At 58.8% G+C, this 16,869-nt stretch carries 14 protein-coding genes; 9 read left to right on the top strand and 5 right to left on the bottom strand.

Features of this window, described 5'->3' with window-relative positions:
* Positions 1-127: 127 nt before the first annotated feature.
* The 3 genes from CKO25_RS03180 to CKO25_RS03190 all read right to left on the bottom strand — a co-directional run bounded on the left by CKO25_RS03180 (position 128) and on the right by CKO25_RS03190 (position 3,225).
* The gene (locus CKO25_RS03180) at positions 128-766 is read right to left on the bottom strand and encodes a class I SAM-dependent methyltransferase (protein ID WP_200386484.1); all 639 of its coding nucleotides are present in this window, start codon (positions 764-766) and stop codon (positions 128-130) included.
* 238 nt (positions 767-1,004) lie between these two features.
* Positions 1,005-2,078 (bottom strand): class I SAM-dependent methyltransferase, encoded by a 1,074-nt coding sequence (locus CKO25_RS03185; protein WP_200386485.1) that lies wholly within the window; start codon positions 2,076-2,078, stop codon positions 1,005-1,007.
* 73 nt (positions 2,079-2,151) lie between these two features.
* Positions 2,152-3,225 (bottom strand): radical SAM protein, encoded by a 1,074-nt coding sequence (locus tag CKO25_RS03190; RefSeq protein ID WP_200386486.1) that lies wholly within the window; start codon positions 3,223-3,225, stop codon positions 2,152-2,154.
* Between the two features lie 349 nt (positions 3,226-3,574).
* Between CKO25_RS03190 and CKO25_RS03195 the strand changes: the two genes are divergently transcribed.
* On the top strand, positions 3,575-3,835 hold the full coding sequence (locus CKO25_RS03195) for a hypothetical protein (protein ID WP_200386487.1): 261 nt from the start codon (positions 3,575-3,577) through the stop codon (positions 3,833-3,835).
* Between the two features lie 421 nt (positions 3,836-4,256).
* Here the strand turns inward: CKO25_RS03195 and CKO25_RS21565 are convergent, their stop codons facing one another.
* On the bottom strand, positions 4,257-5,207 hold the full coding sequence (locus CKO25_RS21565; RefSeq protein WP_371829692.1) for a leucine-rich repeat protein: 951 nt from the start codon (positions 5,205-5,207) through the stop codon (positions 4,257-4,259).
* A 90-nt stretch (positions 5,208-5,297) separates the two neighbouring features.
* Positions 5,298-6,344, bottom strand: coding sequence for a pilin (locus CKO25_RS03205; protein ID WP_200386489.1), 1,047 nt, complete (start codon positions 6,342-6,344; stop codon positions 5,298-5,300).
* 512 nt (positions 6,345-6,856) lie between these two features.
* Here CKO25_RS03205 and CKO25_RS03210 point away from each other — a divergent pair.
* Genes CKO25_RS03210 through CKO25_RS03245 form a run of 8 tightly spaced genes read left to right on the top strand, consistent with a single transcriptional unit; the run spans position 6,857 to position 16,767 of the window.
* Positions 6,857-8,200 carry a glycosyltransferase family 4 protein gene (locus CKO25_RS03210; protein ID WP_242467362.1) on the top strand — a complete coding sequence of 448 codons (1,344 nt, stop codon included), beginning with the start codon at positions 6,857-6,859 and terminating at the stop codon, positions 8,198-8,200.
* Positions 8,201-8,258: 58 nt separating this feature from the next.
* Positions 8,259-9,506 carry a glycosyltransferase family 4 protein gene (locus tag CKO25_RS03215; RefSeq protein ID WP_200386490.1) on the top strand — a complete coding sequence of 416 codons (1,248 nt, stop codon included), beginning with the start codon at positions 8,259-8,261 and terminating at the stop codon, positions 9,504-9,506.
* Positions 9,503-11,809, top strand: a complete 2,307-nt coding sequence (locus CKO25_RS03220; protein WP_200386491.1) for a hypothetical protein — start codon at positions 9,503-9,505, stop codon at positions 11,807-11,809. Before CKO25_RS03215 ends, CKO25_RS03220 begins: the two co-directional genes overlap by 4 nt.
* Entirely contained in the window at positions 11,806-13,053 is a 1,248-nt protein-coding gene (locus tag CKO25_RS03225; protein WP_200386492.1) for a glycosyltransferase family 2 protein, read from the top strand. The genes CKO25_RS03220 and CKO25_RS03225 overlap by 4 nt, the downstream gene beginning before the upstream one ends.
* Positions 13,046-14,044, top strand: coding sequence for a glycosyltransferase family 2 protein (locus CKO25_RS03230; protein ID WP_200386493.1), 999 nt, complete (start codon positions 13,046-13,048; stop codon positions 14,042-14,044). Before CKO25_RS03225 ends, CKO25_RS03230 begins: the two co-directional genes overlap by 8 nt.
* Before the next feature lie 43 nt (positions 14,045-14,087).
* Positions 14,088-14,615 carry a serine O-acetyltransferase gene (locus CKO25_RS03235; protein WP_200386494.1) on the top strand — a complete coding sequence of 176 codons (528 nt, stop codon included), beginning with the start codon at positions 14,088-14,090 and terminating at the stop codon, positions 14,613-14,615.
* 38 nt (positions 14,616-14,653) lie between these two features.
* Positions 14,654-15,982, top strand: a complete 1,329-nt coding sequence (locus CKO25_RS03240; protein ID WP_200386495.1) for a WecB/TagA/CpsF family glycosyltransferase — start codon at positions 14,654-14,656, stop codon at positions 15,980-15,982.
* Positions 15,979-16,767, top strand: coding sequence for a sugar transferase (locus CKO25_RS03245; RefSeq protein ID WP_207161943.1), 789 nt, complete (start codon positions 15,979-15,981; stop codon positions 16,765-16,767). Before CKO25_RS03240 ends, CKO25_RS03245 begins: the two co-directional genes overlap by 4 nt.
* The last annotated feature ends 102 nt before the right edge of the window (positions 16,768-16,869 follow it).

Below are 16,869 nucleotides of genomic sequence, written 5' to 3' on the forward strand. Positions count from 1 at the left end.
TATATTTTATTTTTCTCAAGCACAACAATGGAGTCATGGATATGAATGCCAGAGCAGTTTCGGCTGACGGAAGCATATTTCATACCCTTAGTGTGATACCAATGGTGCATATCGTCTACGAGATCCATCAATACAGAAAAAAATTCATCTTGGCCCGGTATCCACCTCCTAGCTTTCTCCAGTAGGCGGTATGTAAATCCTCGATCATATAAATTCCCCCATAGTTGAGATGTGGAAAGAGATAGTTCAAGGTCACAGGAATATGTTTCATCTGATGACTGCCATCGTCCAAGACGATATCGAGTCCACCCATCTCTGCGACGACTGATTCCAGGAAATGCTCGTCAACCTGGGAGCCTATTCTGACCTGGCCAGCCTGACCATTAAACGCCATACACTCTGGATTGATATCAATACCAAAGATGATGGCGTCATCGCCAAAGTAATTTCTCCACATCTGAAGGCTGCCACCCTGACTGACACCAATTTCTAGGAATCTTATTTTTAGACCTCGATATGGTGAAAAATAGCGATGGTACAGCGGGATGTAATGATGCCATTTGTGCACGACCGTCTTGCTGTTGGACGTGAAATAGTCGAGCAAGTCACTATTGTGCTGATATTTTTTTTGGATATCCTCTTTGACTTCCATCCGATGGCGGGAGTGAAAAGAAAACCTTTTGATACTTTCTTGGCGACCTCGATTGTTGTGAGATGCTTTGAGGAAATTAGGAACCAACAGCGCGATGAATTTCGTGAGTCTCATTCAGATCATCCCGTGTGAAACTTTTCGTAATTAACTGGTTGCGATCATCCAAATATGATTATACATAATCCGTATTTAATCATCGGAGTGAATCCATTTGCCTCGATTGAGCCATCGAGCGGTATTCAGTTGAGCCATAATTAACTCTGATGTTCTCTAAACGATACTCTTCCTATCCGGAGTGACCCAGTAGCTTATTGATCGTCTTTGGCCGAGGATGGCCTAAGGCGATGCAGTATCATGATCTGTATGCTAAAAGCGTTAGATGCTCGTGTCGTGCTGGATCGCGACGTTCATCTTTAAGAGCGCATTTTCGCACTGCCAATGAAGCTCTTTGAATCTGTTCGGTAGTCGATGCTTTCAGAATCAACTCACTCTTCGAAAAATAGCTGTCGACCGCATCAGCAGAAGTCACGAGTTGGGTTCGGATAAAACCTGCGTTGTTGAGTATTTTCTTCAGTGCTTGGAGTGAGGGAAGGGCTAAGTGACGTGGCGGTTCTAGACCGCGCCAGTATGGACCATAGATGTCATGGCCGATCGAATCGATATTTGGGATCTGAATCCATAAGCGCCCATTTTTTTTCAGTAAACGAAAGCACTCCCGAAGTCCAGCATTTGGATCATGTAAATGTTCAAGAACATGATGAAGCGTGATGTGGTCAAACCTTGCCGATTCTAATGTAGTATCTGGCAAGCGTGCTTGTATCACTTTCTCACCAGTAGCTCGAGCATTCTGAATCACAACGGGATCGATCTCGATGCCGATAGCATCATATCCAAGCTTCCGCGCGATGCCTATAAAACGCCCGTTGCCACAACCGATATCAAGCAACTGATCACCAACCTGTGGTGAGGGGAGATTCCTGATGAAATAATCCCATTGTCGAGTGAATGGTTTTGTGCTGATGAAGGCAAGGCGGTTTAGCCAGAAAAAGTCTGGTTTTAAATTGTGTCCGTATTTGGTGTTCAAGTAAGCCGAACGTAATCTGTCGTGAAGTCGAAACGATCGCCTAATCTTGCCTGAGGTATGATCGGCATTGTGCTTCGGATGATGCGATTCATGCGTGTAGTAAGTAGCGTAGGCAATGCTGATATGATCTATCGTCGGTCGGGGATCCAGATAGCCACTCTGGCATTCATCGCAACGCCACATCGTCCATGTGCCAGGCGCACAGAAGAAAATATGATCCTGTAATGCTTCATGTAAGATGTGTCTTGATGAGCCATCACAGACCGGGCACTTTGAGAGTTTTTCAAGCCCTGCTGATGGCCACTCCCGATTCAGCTGACCTGATTTTGATTTCGTCTCCATTTGTAAATTCCTCTCTCAACCATTGCCATGCAAAATGGTTCATACACTTAGGGTTGATTTGAGAAAGTGGTCATTAGGGTCGGAGTAGCTTCAATCCCATTTTGATTCGCTCAGCAATGGTTTTTTGTGACACGCAAGTCATCAAACAAAGTTGCTCACAGATCAGGGTCTGCTGACGTATTTCCCTTGCTTTTTCGCTGTACCATATTTCCTTTGCACTTTGTTCCTTGATATTTCCAATACTCGGAAATTCATTACAGAGCTTTACTTCGCCCCCAGCTTCGATCAAAAAGTTGCGGAGTCCTACCCGACAGGGCAATACGCTTTCTGAAGCCGATTCATGGTGGAAGTGAGATACATACAATCGTAGTACTTCATCGCTATTCATAATTGGCGCGCCACTCTTTTTCATTTCGATCAAGTGCTCAATCACCTGCGTGAGTTCCTCTTGATCTTCCTCTTCGATCCAGAGTTCTTCATAGGTTTCAGTGGTCCAAAGGTTGACAGGTTGAAAGTTAATGGCAGTTGCACCGATTTGTTGAGTCCATTTAACGAGATCTGGCATCAGTCGAAAGTTCAATCTGTTGATCGTGGGTTTGATAATAATTGGGAATTTCACAGATTGTTTCTTCTGTTCTTTGAGCAAAAACTGGATTCCCTCCGATAGCCGTACAAATAATCCCGGCTTGCCTCGAAGATAGTCATGGAGTTCTGGGTTCGGTGCGTCCACAGAAATGTTCACATTAAATGGTCGAGCTGATACTGTCTTAGTGACTTTTTCCTTGGTCAAGAAAAAGCCACTGGTCGTGATACCACAGTGAATACCATGCCGATGGGCAAAAGCTAGTAGATCGATAAAGCCTTTCTTGAGATAGGGTTCGCCGCCGCTGAAGTTGATAAAAAATTCGCCGACGAACTGCTTGATGCTAATCAGAGCAGATTGCCACTCTTGAATTGTGATTTCTTGTTTGTATTCTGGCAAACGCCAATATTCACATTGTCTGCACTTAATATTACAGCGCTCATTGATAATGCCGTAAAATGTGACCGGCTTGGTTAGATCATAGCCAGTTTGGATTCTTAGGCGCTCTGCCAGAGCATTTTCTGAATGTTTCAAACCAAGTTTTGTAAGATTGATGATATCCATGTGTTGCCACCTCAATTGAGCAGGAAATGAGGACAATCAGTTTTTAATACGGAGAGTTGCAGACTCGGTCATTGTTAGGCGATAGATATACGCGGTCACTCTCTTTATTGCATGGCAGGCATCCATAGCACATCGTAGAACAGCAAGATATTATTAGGTGCTGTATTTCAATCGTTTGTGAGCGATTGAGTGATCATGCTGGTCTTGCGAGTTTTAGTGTCACGGATTGTTTTCGGGGAGGTCATCTTCGCACAGTCTTCACTGTTTGTCCCTAGGTGACTCGACCCGCCGTCAAGGCCGGGGCGACACGAATTGTCGGACTGCGGCTGGAGTGCATTGGCCCCTTAGGATGCCGCTTGACGATCTCATTGACCTCCTGAGTCCGGATCGGGCACCGGTTCATCTGGCGCGCCGCTGTCTCGATGCTTATCTGGTCGGCATGAAACGGCCCACTGGAGAAGCGCCCGCACTCTGGTTCAGCGATCTGGCAAGGCGTTGGGAAGAACTCGATGGGATCCGGAAGCCCGTTGCGGGCGACCCGACCTCTGGGGGTGGGATCTTACTCGCGACCCATGCACGGGTCGCGTCTTATCTGCATGCGCTGGTTTGAAAGCCATGCCTCCGCGGGGGGCAGCGCACGACGGGGTTTCTGCTTGAGAGGGTCTTCAGTTTGCGCGCACTCGGGAGGAGTCGCTCAGCGTTATGATTGAGACACGCATAAGGATCGGAGACCACGATGAGTGCCCCGCTGACCTTCGAGCGGATCATATCGTCGCGATAGGCTGGGACACCGATGGCAGCCAGGATTTCCAACCAAGGAAACCGCGCTCATGAGTTCGTGGAGGGTGAAACCTGGAGCGCGGCTTTCGCTTGGTTTCAATGACGTTAGCCGAATAATCTGTGTGCGTGATCAAGGCCGCACAGCAGCTTCTTAAGTATTGTTCTGTCGAACTGACGGGCGGATCATCCAGTTATGATCGTCATTTACGGCAACGGTTCTTCGTACGAAAAAGAGTATCTAAAGTGGGGTTCTAGCCACTTTGCTTGATCCAGGTTCCCCCATCCAATATATAGGTCCCCGCGCCACCATTTGCTGATGTGTAGGCATCCCTAAAGGCATTATTGCCGTTGATTGAGTTATTCAATAGGTTGTTGCGCTCTGATCCAGAGGGGTGAGTATTGAAATTCAAATTCCCCCCAACCGTAATTTTTTGAAGTCCTGTAAAGGCATTGCTTTCTATCGCCGTCACACTATCTGGAATGACTACGGAAGTGATGTTGTTACCGTCAAAGGATAGCTGATCGATTCTTCGTAGATTTGGAGGTAGGGTCACTTCTGTCAATTCGTTGTTTCGAAATGCTCTGGCATGAATGTGTACGATTTCACTGTCATTTTCGAATGCAAGGGAGGTCAATCCTTTGTTAAGGAACGCATCTTGGTCAATTTGGGTAATGGTTGTTCCCTCAAGTGTGGTCGGGATCTTAATATTCTTGTCATCCCCTTCATACTGACCTCTCAACCTACCGGTAAACCAGCCAGTGCCTAAGTAAAATCCATCAGACAATCTGATCGTGTAGCTTCCATCGCCTGTCTGAATTCCACCACGACACATTGCCGGCACATGCCGAGGAAGGCCAGCCAACAGCTGGCATTCCCAGTTGATCGCACCACCGCTCATGCTCGGAATCAGTGCGAGAATGGGATCATCGATGGCACCAGTACGCTGAGTCTCAAGTTCGATCACGCCCAGGTCCTCGATCCGCACCTCTTTCACATAACGCGTTTCGGAGACTTGAGCGAGGGTTGCGTTGTTGCCAGCAGTGATGCTCTCGAGCCCACTCATGGCGGCGGCCTCGACGACGGCGATCTTGGGCACAGACGCCATGATGAGCGCCTCGCTGACTTTTGCGCGAATCGTGTAGTCCCGATAGGCCGGGACGGCTATGGCGGCTAGGATCCCGATCACGGCGACCGTGATCATGAGCTCGAGCAGGGTGAAGCCTGGACTACGGCATTCACGCGGTCGACATGTTGGAGATCGGGTTGTCATGTTCACGTTGATGGCTTGCTGTCAAGGTGTGGTCAATTGCGAGCTGGCGACATCAAGATCGGCACGGTTCCAAGATCGCATCCCGAAATTTCCGTCAGGCCCTTCGAGTTCATTCGAAGTGAACAGCGGATTTCCGTTCAAATTGACCGTTACTTTGTTGTCCTTCAATGCGAAAGAATAATCTCCGGACCAGTTATTTCCAGATGGGTATCCGTCGAGTGGGATACGTTGAAATGGATTCGTCCAAGCGTGGGCACCGTTGGTCCATTTCTGAATGACGATGCAAGGCCCTGGCCCACCGCAGGCTCGGTTGCCGTCCGACCCACCGACTGGCTCAAACTGTATCGTGTAGCCTGAGAATAAGGCTCGGCCGTTAACCGTTGTTTCATAACCCTTGACTGCAAGACCCCAGCCCCCGTATTTGAGATCGCCTGACATCTTGACACCATTCAAGGTTAAGGTGCCTGATGAGATGGTATCGCTGCCTGCGGACATGAGCATCGGTTGATTCAATCCAGTTACCGGATTGACGCGAAATGTGCCTTCCTTCTCATCACGGACAGTGATCTCGACATGCTCGTGCCGATCCCCCCAGGGCGCCCAAATGGGTGCACGTGAGATTGATGCGCTCCCGGTTTCACCAACACGGCAAATCACTGGTACATGTCTCGGCAGTCCCTGACGGATTTGGCATTCCCACGAGATCGCACCGCCTGCCATGGTTGGGACCAAGGCAAGAATCGGGTCATCCAATGCCCCCGTGTTGTGGGTCTCCAGCCAGATGGTTCCTCCGCCCTCGATTCGCATGCCCTTGAAGTACCGTGTTTCGGGGACCTGAACGAGGTCCGCGTTGTTCTCGATGCTCTCGAGCCCACGCATGGCGGCGGCTTCAACCACAGCGATCTTGGGCACAGAGGCCATGATCAGCGCCTCGCTGACCTTCGCGCGGATCGTGTAGTCGCGATAGGCCGGGACGCCAACGGCGGCAAGAATCCCGATCAGGGCGACCGTGATCATGAGCTCGAGTAGGGTAAAACCCTTCGTGTTGCGATCGTTACGGGCAGTCATCGTGATCTCGTAGGTGAGTTCGATGGGAGCAAAGCAAAATCAGGGCCACTCTGGCTCGTGCCGGACGGGCGCCTTAGACCTGACTTGGTTCCGCAGCCGGTCGTCGATGGCGAAGGGCTTGATCGTGGCTGACCGTATCATGGACCGATGATGAGCGATCCGTGATGCTGAAGGGAAGATGGAGCGATGACCGGCATCTTGACAGCTTGGTTTCGGTGACCGAATTTGTCAAAACGTGACGTTTTTCACGCTATTTTTCATGCTCATTGGCATGGTGGCCGTGTGAGCGGGCCGATTCCGCGGGTGGGTCGCGGCGCAATGATGTGCTGGTATGAAACCTGATTGCCTGAATTCCGATGCCCCGACCTTCCATCGGGTAGTAGACTGAGACACGTCGGGTAGATGGTTCCGCTTGAGGCGATCGCGCGATCGATGATGCACCCGCGGGTCACTGGTGCCTGGATCGCAACCCCAATGCTTGGCTCGAGGAGGCGGCTCCTCGTGGAGCGCTGATGATGACGTCAGATATCGGAACCCCCCGCGTGTTGGTGTCGGCCTATCAATGCGGGCCCGGCATGGGTTCGGTCTCACAGATCGGTTGGCATTGGTATCGACGTCTCGCGCAACAGTTGCCGACCACGCTCTTGACGCACGTGCGCAATCGCGAGGCCATCGAGGCGGCTGGTGGTGCGGTCGCTGACAGCCAGATCCTGTATGTCGATACCGAGTGGTTCGCCGGTCCACTCTATCGCTTCGCCTCGCGACTCTTCCCAACCAGCGAGCATGCGGTGTTCCTGATCTCCTCGCTCGATTTCTTCGTCTATGACCGCGCGGCTTGGCGGCTCGCCCAGACATCGATCGACACGCACGGCCCCTGGGATCTCGTGCATGCCCCGACGCCGGTCTCGCCGCTTGCGACGACCCGACTCTATCGCCTCGGCGTACCAACCCTGCTCGGACCCTGGAACGGCCACCTCGGCGTGCCACGAGGCTTTCGCGAGATCATGCGCAAGGACTCGATGTGGCTCAGTCCGCTGCGCGATCTCGGGCGCTTCGCCGATGCCCTGATCGGTGGGACACGCCACGCGAGCGTGCTCCTGACCGCGACCGCGGCAACTGTCGCGGGGATACCACGCCGCTATCGTCATCTCTGCGTGCCGATGTTGGAAAATGGGGTGGACCTGGAGACCTTCCAGCCCGCCCCCTGGCCGAAGGCACCGGGAATCGCGGGGGAGCCATTGCGTCTCGTGTACGTGGGTCGGCTTGTTCCCTTCAAGGGCCTTGGAATGTTGCTCGACGCGCTCGCGCGACTCACGGATGAGATGCCGATCCAGCTGAGTGTGGTGGGGGAGGGGCCGATGGCGGCTGAGTGGCGTGATCAGGCGGCCCGCCTCGGGCTCGAGGACCGGGTGCGATTCCTGGGCAATCTGCCCCCTCCGGCAGTCGCGGAGGAGATGCGCCGCGCTCACGCCTTCTGCCTGCCCTCGGTGCGGGAATCCGGTGGCGCGGTGCTGCTCGAGGCCATGGCGTGCGCGCGTCCGGTGATTGCGGTCGCGTTCGGTGGGCCGGCCGAGATCGTTGACGATGCGGTGGGCCGTGCCCTGCCCGCGGACGGGCCGGAGGCGGTCGTGGCGGGCTTCGTGGAGGCTTGTCGTGATCTGGTGCGTGATCCAGACACCTGGCGGCGGCGCGGCGAGACCGGACGCCAACGGGCCGAGGAGCGCTACAGCTGGGATGCCAAGGTGGCATCGGCGATCGCCCTCTATCGGGACCTCCTGACCGATCCGGCGGGGGCGCGTGCGCGCCGGCAGACGGTCGCGACAGGGGGCGGGCATGACTCGGGCGAGCGCTCCTGATGAGGCCTGATTCCGCTTCCCCAACAGCTCGTCGACACCCTGGATCAGGAGTCCGCAGATGACCGCACACCCGTCTCCCGCCGCCCCGGCGCTCGCCTATCTCGTCAGCCAATATCCGGCGGCGTCGCATACCTTCATCCTGCGTGAGGTGCGGCGGCTGCGTCAGCTTGGTTTTCGTATCGACGTCGCCTCGATCAATCGTCCCGACCGCAGTGGCGCCGCGCTCGCTCAGGAGGAGCGCGAGGAGGAGGCCGTCACCTACTACGTCAAGGCCGATGGCGTACGGGGTGCGCTGAGTGCACACTGGGCAACGGTGCGCACCCGTCCCGGCGCCTATTTCAAGGGTCTGTGGGGTGCGGCGCGGCTCGGTGGGACAGATCTCAAGCGTGTGGTCTACGCCCTCTTCTACTTCGTCGAAGCCGTGATGGTCGGGCATTGGCTGACGCAACGTGGCTTCGGGCATCTGCACGTGCACTTCGCCACGCCAGCGGCAACCGTGGGGCTGATCGCCAAGCGGGTATTCGGGATCGGTTTCTCCATGACGGTACACGGACCAGACGAGTTCTACGATGCACCGGGCTATCGTTTGGCCGAGAAGATCGACGGGGCGGACTTCATCTGCTGCATCGGCTATTACTGCCGCAGTCAATTAATGAAGCTCTCGGCTCCGGCGCATTGGTCGAAATTCGAGATCGCGCCGCTTGGTGTCGATCCCAAGGCCTTCAGTCCGCGCCCCTTCCGGGCCCAGCCGACACCGTTCGAGATCCTCTGCGTCGGTCGCCTGGTCCCGGCGAAGGGGCAGCATGTGCTGATCGCGGCGCTGGCGCAATTGGTCGCGGAGGGCCGTGATCTGTGCTTGCGCCTGGTCGGCGATGGTCCGGACCGCGCTGCTCTCGAGGCGCAGGGGCAGACCTTGGGGGTCACGCGGCATCTGATCTTCGAGGGGGTCGTCAATCAGGATCGCATCCGGGCGATCTATGCCGAGGCGGATTGCTTCGCCTTGGCCAGCTTCGCCGAGGGCATTCCGGTGGTGCTGATGGAAGCCATGGCCATGGAGATCCCCTGTGTCACCACCTTCATCACGGGCCATCCGGAGCTCATTCGCGACGGCATCGATGGTCTCTTGGTCGCCCCATCCGACACCCAGGGCCTCGCCGCGGCCATTGCCGCGCTGATGGACGATCCCGCCCGCCGCCAGCAACTCGGCGCGGCGGGGCGGCAGCGGGTGATCGAGCACTATGACCTGGAAGCCAACACCAACCGCTTGGCGGAGATCTTGCGGCACCGCTTGGAGACAACATCATGAGAGGCACACACTGGCTCGTGTGCGCGACGTGCGCGTGCTTGACTTGGGGCAGCGCGGTGGGCGCGCCGCCCGGATCGCTCGCGGCTCCGAGCGATGTCCGCTTGGTGATGACCCCAGGGGTAGCCGTGGCGATTCAGGTCGAGCCCGAGCCGATCGTCACGGATGCGCGGCGGATCGGCATCAACCTGGGCACCTGGAACTATTGGGGCGCGGAGCAGTTCTCGCGCAACATCATCAAGAATCCAGGCTTCGAGGGCCTCATCGATCGCGCCCTCGTGCGGGTGAGCGCGCTGGGGCGGGATCGTTTCCATGACGATCAGCGGTGGCTGGGACGGGATGACGGCTTCTGGTCAGGGGCGCAATACGAGGTTCTGACCGGCAGTGCGGCCGGCGCGGTCGGGACCATCCTGGATTCGCTCAAGCGCGGTCGCAATGATCTCCCTGAGTTCACCACCCTCGAGCCGTTGCCGTCCACACTGGCCGTCGGCGACATCGTCACCCTCACGCACCAGCGCGATGATCTGTTGCCGACGCACTGGTGGCTGCCCCGGGATGCGAGCGGTGGCGTGATCCGCGTGGTACCGGGATTGACCGCGCCGGACAGCCCCGGTCACCGCTCCCTGCTGCTGGCGCCCTTCACGGGCAAGTCACTGCGCATTGCGAGTCATCTCGACACCATCGGTTCACGGACCGGCAATCATTTGCTCCCGGTCTCCGGTCCCTGGCAACTGCGACTGTGGGTGCATGCCGAGGACGCTGCCACGGCACGCTTGCGCATCCTGTTTCGGCGGCACGGTTCGCAGCCATTCCTGAATCTGACAGTACAACCAAAGGCTGGTTGGCAGCTGATCGAACAGACCTTCGAGGCGAACGATGAGGGACCAATCGGTGCCTTGGAATTGGCGCTCGAGGTGACGGGACCGGGCGCACTCGCGCTCGACGACCTGTGGCTTGGACCCTTGGTTGAGCCCGCTGACGATGCGTTGGCGAGCAGCGCCGAACAGCGGGCACTCGAGGCGTTTCGCCCCGAGGTCATTGCGGTGTTGCGCGAACTCAATCCCGGCTATCTGCGCGACTGGCAGGGGCAACTCGGCGATCGCTTGGAGAATCGCTTGGCCGAGCCCTGGGCGCGGCGGATGAATCGCTATCGGCCCGCGCACAGCGGGGAGTTCTCCTACGGTTTGCCCGAGTTCCTCGATTTGAGCGAAGCCGTCGGCGCCGATCCCTGGCTGGTGATGCCAACGACCTTTTCGATCGCCGAGGCCGAACAGTTCGGCGTCTGGCTCGCCGCACGGCTCGCCACGCAGCCGTTCAACGAGGTCCTGATCGAATTCGGGAACGAGAACTGGAACGCCATCTTCCGGCCAGGCGGAATTCAAGACCCGCTGCACCATGGTGCGGCCGCCGATCGGCTGTTCACGGCGCTCAAGGCTGGCGCGGGGGAGCATCCGGCGCTGCGTCTCGTTGTCAATGCACAGCATGCCAATCCCTACAGCGCCGGGAAGGTCGCCCAGGCGACCTCCTCCGCCGAGATCCTCGCGGTCGCGCCCTATGTTCTCTCGCGCTTGAACGAAGCCGACCGTGAGCAGGCACTGGAACACTTGTTTGCCGATGACGGTGGCCGTCTTGCGGAGATCCGTGGTCGTCAACCCGCGGGGCAAGAACTGGCGGTCTATGAGGTCAATCTCCACACCACCCGCGGTGACATCAATCCGAGCGATCGCGCGGCGATCACCACGGGTGCCGCCACCGGCAGCGCGCTCGCCAAGCGCCTGCTCGAGGCGCTCGCACTCGGAGCGCGTCGTCAGTGTGTCTATTCCCTAGCGGGTTTCGACACCAAGCTCGAGGATCAGAATGCGTTGGTGCCACTGTTCGGGGTCACGCGTGACTTGACGCGGGGTGATCGGTTGCGCCCGAACGGGTGGGCCATGGCGATGTTGAATCAGGTGATCGGTGGTGATCTCCACCGCCTGACAGGACTCGATGAGCACTCGGCCTTAACCATCGCCCCCTTTCTCGGTCCTCATGGCTGGTCGGTGGCGATTGCCTCGAGTGCAGCCGAACCGCGCCGCCTGACCCTGTCCTTTCCGGTCGAGCGGGCGCCCGGGCAGCGACCCACGCGGGCGCCGCGACCCGCGTGGGCGCAGGTGCTCGATGCCTCACAACCCTTTGCGAACAATGAGACCAGTGATCAGGTGCGGCCCGCCGCACTGCCGCTGCACGCACAGGGATTGGATCGGGTCCGGGTCGTGGTTCCACCCTACAGTCTTGTTGTGATGGGACCGCCGGAGCCACTGCCATGAGCGGCGAGGGCCTGATCTGGCTGTGGGCATTGCTTGGCATCCTGCTGGTGTTGCCCAGTCTGCCCGGTACGATCGAACTGTTGCTGCTCACACTCGGTGGCGCCTTGCCGCCACGCCGTGCGCCCGCGGCCTTGCACGAGGCACAGCCGATCGGGCGGATCGCCATCCTGGTGCCGGCTCATGATGAAGCAGCTGGGATCACACAGACCGTGGTGTCGCTGCTGACGTGCGATCCCGGCGCGGCGGGGTACGATGTCGTCGTGATCGCGGACAATTGTCAGGATGAGACCGCCGCCCTCGCACGCGCGGCGGGCGCGCGCGTGATGGAGCGGCAGGATCCGCAACGGCGTGGCAAAGGCTATGCCCTCGACTACGCCTTCGGTCTGCTGCTCGCGGAGCCCTATGATGCCTTCCTCGTCGTCGATGCCGACACCCGGGTCGCGCCGAATCTGGTCACCGCTGGTCGCCGCGTTTTCTCACAAGGCGCCGTGGCGGTGCAGTGTGGTTATCGGATCAACAACCCGGAGGCCAGTCTGCGCGCGCGTCTCCGGGATATCGCCTGGATGGCGTTCAACGTGCTGCGTTTGCGTGGTCGTGAACGCTGGGGTCTCTCGGTTGGCTTACTCGGGAACGGCTTCGGTCTCACGCGTGAGACCCTGATCGCCGTGCCCTATGAGGCAACGAGCGTGGTCGAGGACATGGAATACCACCTGCGACTGATCGGTAGCGGGCGTCGGGTGACCTTCATCCCCGACACCATGGTGTGGTCGGACGCACCGCACGACCGTCGTGCCGGTGCGGTGCAACGAGCGCGTTGGGAGGGCGGGCGGTTTCGCATGATTCGGGACTGGACGCCAATTTTGACGCGGCGCGTGCTGGCGGGTGAACGACGGTTGCTCGAGCCCTTGCTGGAACTGCTGTTGTTGCCTCTGGCCTTTCATGTTCTGCTGTTGTTGCTTGCCCTGATCCCCCCCTTTGGCCCAACGCGTCTCTATGCCCTGTTTGGGTTGCTGTTGGTGGTGGTGCATGTGCTGGTGGCGATTCGGATCGGACGCGGCGGCTGGCGTGATCTGCTGGCGCTGGCGAGCGCCCCGCTCTACATTTTCTGGAAATTGACGATCGTGCGGGCCATTGGACGCGCCTCGCGCACGGATGCCGCGTGGGTGCGGACCGACCGCGCTGCCACCCATGACCCAGCACGCCCTCCTGAAGGGCATGAGCGAGGGAGAAGCCCCGATGCCTGATACAGCGTCCCCAACGGTCTCGGTCATCATCGTGTCCTTCAACACACGCGACCTGCTCGTCGAGTGTATCGAGACCCTGATCGCGCAGGCCGGCCCGGTGTCCTACGAGATCATCGTCGTCGACAATGCCTCCCGAGATGGCTCGGCTGACCGGGTCGCTGAACGATTCCCAGACGTCGTGCTCATTCGCAGTGAGCTGAATCTGGGGTTCGCGGCGGCGAATAATCTGGGGTTCACGGCCGCGCGGGGGCGCTATTTGGTGCTGTTGAATTCCGACGCCTTCCTCACGCCGGGCGCGCTCGAGCGCGCCGTCGCTGAGATGGACGCGGACCCTGGGATCGGTCTCGGTGGGGCGCGGCTGATCGGTCGGGATGGGGCGTGGCAGCCTTCGGCGCGGATGTTCCCCTCCTTGCTGAACGAGTTCCTCACGCTCTCGGGCCTGGCCGCGCGTTATCCGCGCAGCCGCTTCTTCGGTGCCTTCGATCGCACCTGGGCCGATCCCCTAGCGCCGGCGGATGTCGACTGGGTGCCTGGTGCCTTCTCCATCCTCCGACATGATCTGCTCGATCGCATCGGCGCCTTCGATGAATCCTTCTTTCTTTATTATGAGGAGGTTGATCTGTGCCGACGGGTTCATGCGGCTGGGTTGCGCGTGCGCTATTGGCCGGATGTGGTGGTGGTGCACATCGGAGGGGAATCCTCGCGAACGCACGATGATCTCGCCATGAGCGCCGCCGGCAAGGGGGCGCAGTTGACCCTGTGGCGAATGCGCAGTGGCCTGCTTTACTATCGCAAGCATCACGGCTGGTTCGGGGCGTGGGCGGTCTGCCAACTCGAGTCAACCTGGCATCGTTTGCGTGCTTGGCGCAATCGCGGCGAGGATCCGACGCGACGGCTGAAGCGGGCGGAATCTCAAGCCGTGAGGGACCTCCTGGCGCAGGCTTGGACCGAGACGCGCGGGGGGCGCGTCTCCCCTCCGCGGCCTTGGTGAGGCGCGGCTCAGCAGGGTCATCGCGTGTCGATCGGAGATCTCCATGTTTAACCAGATCCGTGAAGATTGGCAAACCTACGAGCGTGATCTCGCTCGTCAGGGCTTTTGGGTCATGCTCGTGTATCGCTTTGGCCGCTGGCGCTACCGGATTCAGAATCCCGTGTTGCGCTGGCCCTTTTCCTTACTCTACAAGATCCTGAAGCTGCTCTCGCAGATCATGACTGGCATTGATCTGCCTTGCGAGGCGCGGGTCGGGCGGCGGTTCCTGATTGAACATTTCGGTGGGATCATCATCAGCGGCGATGCCGTTTTTGGTGATGATTGTGTGGTGCGCAATGGCGTGACCGTCGGTCTGCGTCACCGTGGGGTGCGCGGCGCGCCGATCATTGGCGACCGGGTCGATATCGGCGCGGGTGCCAAGGTGCTCGGGCCGATCCGCATCGGTAATGATGTGGCGATTGGCGCCAACGCGGTCGTCATCAGGGATATTCCGGATGGTCATCTCGCGGTGGGTGTGCCGGCGCGCATCCTGCCGCGGCGTTCTCCACCTGTCGCGCCCGCCGCGAGTTGAACCCCAATCCACCGCACTCGACACGACTCGCGACGACCATGATACGCAAACAAGATTTCGAGATTCCGGGACCGCTCGGACGACGCCAGCGACCGCTGCGTGCGCTCTGGCTGCGCAGCTTGCTCCCGCCATTGATGGTGCTCGGCGGTCTCCTGTCGCGGTTCATCGATGTGATGATTGCCCTGCTGCTGTTGCTGCTCTTGCTCCCGTTGCTCCTGCTGCGTGGTGCCATCGCGCACTGGCGCAGTGGGCGGGTGCTCGAGGCAACCCGCCTGGTTGGGCGTTTCCGCATCCCCTTCATGCGCCTGCGCTTTGCGGGTTCGGCGCCGGGTGCGGAGCTGGCAGTATTGCTGAACATCCTGCGAGGCGACATGGCGATCGCTGGGCCCCGCCCGCTCACCGAGGCCGAGGCCGAGCACCTGAGCGTGGACGCCGTAGTGCGCTTCACTGTGCGGCCAGGGGTTTTCTCACCCTATCGGTTGCGGCGGCGCACCGGGATCGCTTATGCACCAGAGGCCCAGGTCGACAGCGAGTACGCCTACGCACAGACCACCGGCGGGGATGCGGGACTGATCGTGCGCTCGCTGATTGGTGAGGTGCTCGGCGGGGGCGAGGCGCCAACGCCACCGATGTTGGAGTTCTTCGGGATTCCGATCGTGAACACCACCATGCCCGAGGCGGTGGACTGGATCGCGGAGCGCGTGCGCGCGCGCGAGCCCGCGCTGCTGACGTTCGTGAACCCGGATTGTCTCAACATCGCCTATGTTGATGCCGCCTACCGCCAGATCCTGCTCGATGCCGCGCGGGTGCTGCCCGACGGGATTGGTATCCACATTGGTTGTCGCATGCTTGGGGTGGCGTTGCAGGCCAACGTCAATGGCACGGATTTGTTCCCGAAGCTCTGCGAGCGTGCCGCGCAGACCGGATTTGGGCTTTTTCTGCTCGGTGCGCGTCCGGGGATCGCCGAGGCGGTCGCAGCCAATCTGCAGGCCCAATATCCCAACCTGACGATCGCGGGGACGCATCATGGGTATTTCAGCCCCGATGAAGAGGGCGCGGTGATCGAACAGATCAATGCCTCGGGCGCGGCCGTTTTGCTGGTCGCCTTCGGCGTGCCCCGCCAGGAGGCGTGGTTGGCGGCCCATCAGGCCCGGTTGCACCCGCCGGTGCGCATGGGCGTGGGTGGCTTGTTCGATTTCTACTCTGGGCGCATTCCGCGCGCGCCGGTTTGGATGCGCGAGATCGGTCTAGAATGGGTGTGGCGTCTGCTGCAGGAGCCGGGGCGTATGTGGCGCCGTTATGTGATTGGCAACCCCTTGTTCCTCTACCGTGTCTGGCGACAAGCGCGGGGCGGAGGTGGCTCATGAGCAAACGCACGGAGCAGCCTGGAACGGACACCGGCGCATCAAGAGTGACACACGCGAGTGCACGCACGCAGACCGAGTTGCAACAACGCCTCATCGAGCGTTACAGCCGTAAGGCTCAGCCGAGTTGGCTGGTGTCTCTACGCATTGGGATGAAGAGCCTGCTCTGGATTCTGGTGGTGCGCTCGGCCTATGTCCTGAAACGAACCCTGGATATCGTGCTTGCCGGCCCTCTGTTCCTGCTGCTCTTGCCCTTTTTTCTCCTGCTGGCGCTGGCGATCCGGATCGAGTCGCCAGGCTCACCGATCTTTGCGCAGACACGCGTCGGACGCTGGGGCGAGTTGTTCAAGATGTATAAATTTCGCTCGATGTACATCGATGCCGAGGCGCGCAAGGCCGAATTATTGGCAACCAACGAGATGGCCGGAGGGGTAACCTTCAAGATGCGGCGTGATCCACGCATCACCCGCATCGGTCGCTTCATTCGCAAGGCCTCCATCGATGAATTGCCACAGTTGTGGAATGTGCTCAAGGGGGAGATGTCCCTCGTGGGGCCCCGTCCAGCCGTTCCCGCCGAGGTCGAGACCTACTCGCTCGCCGACCGGCGGCGGCTCGAGGTCACGCCTGGCATCACCTGTATCTGGCAGGTCTCGGGGCGCTCCGACATCCCGTTCGATCAACAGGTTGAATTGGATGTGCAATACATCGAGTCCCAGTCGCTGTGGACCGATTTGAAGCTGCTGTGGCAGACCATTCCGGCGGTTGTGTTCGGCCGAGGTGCCTACTAGGCGCGGCATCCGACAGGGGTTCGGACAGGGTGTTTGGAGCCATGAGCGTGCTCGGTACAAGACCAATTGTTCCCCGGCGGCCCTCGGCGCGCGCGGGGCGTC

Source organism: Thiocapsa imhoffii, assembly GCF_016583985.1.
GTDB lineage: Bacteria > Pseudomonadota > Gammaproteobacteria > Chromatiales > Chromatiaceae > Thiocapsa > Thiocapsa imhoffii.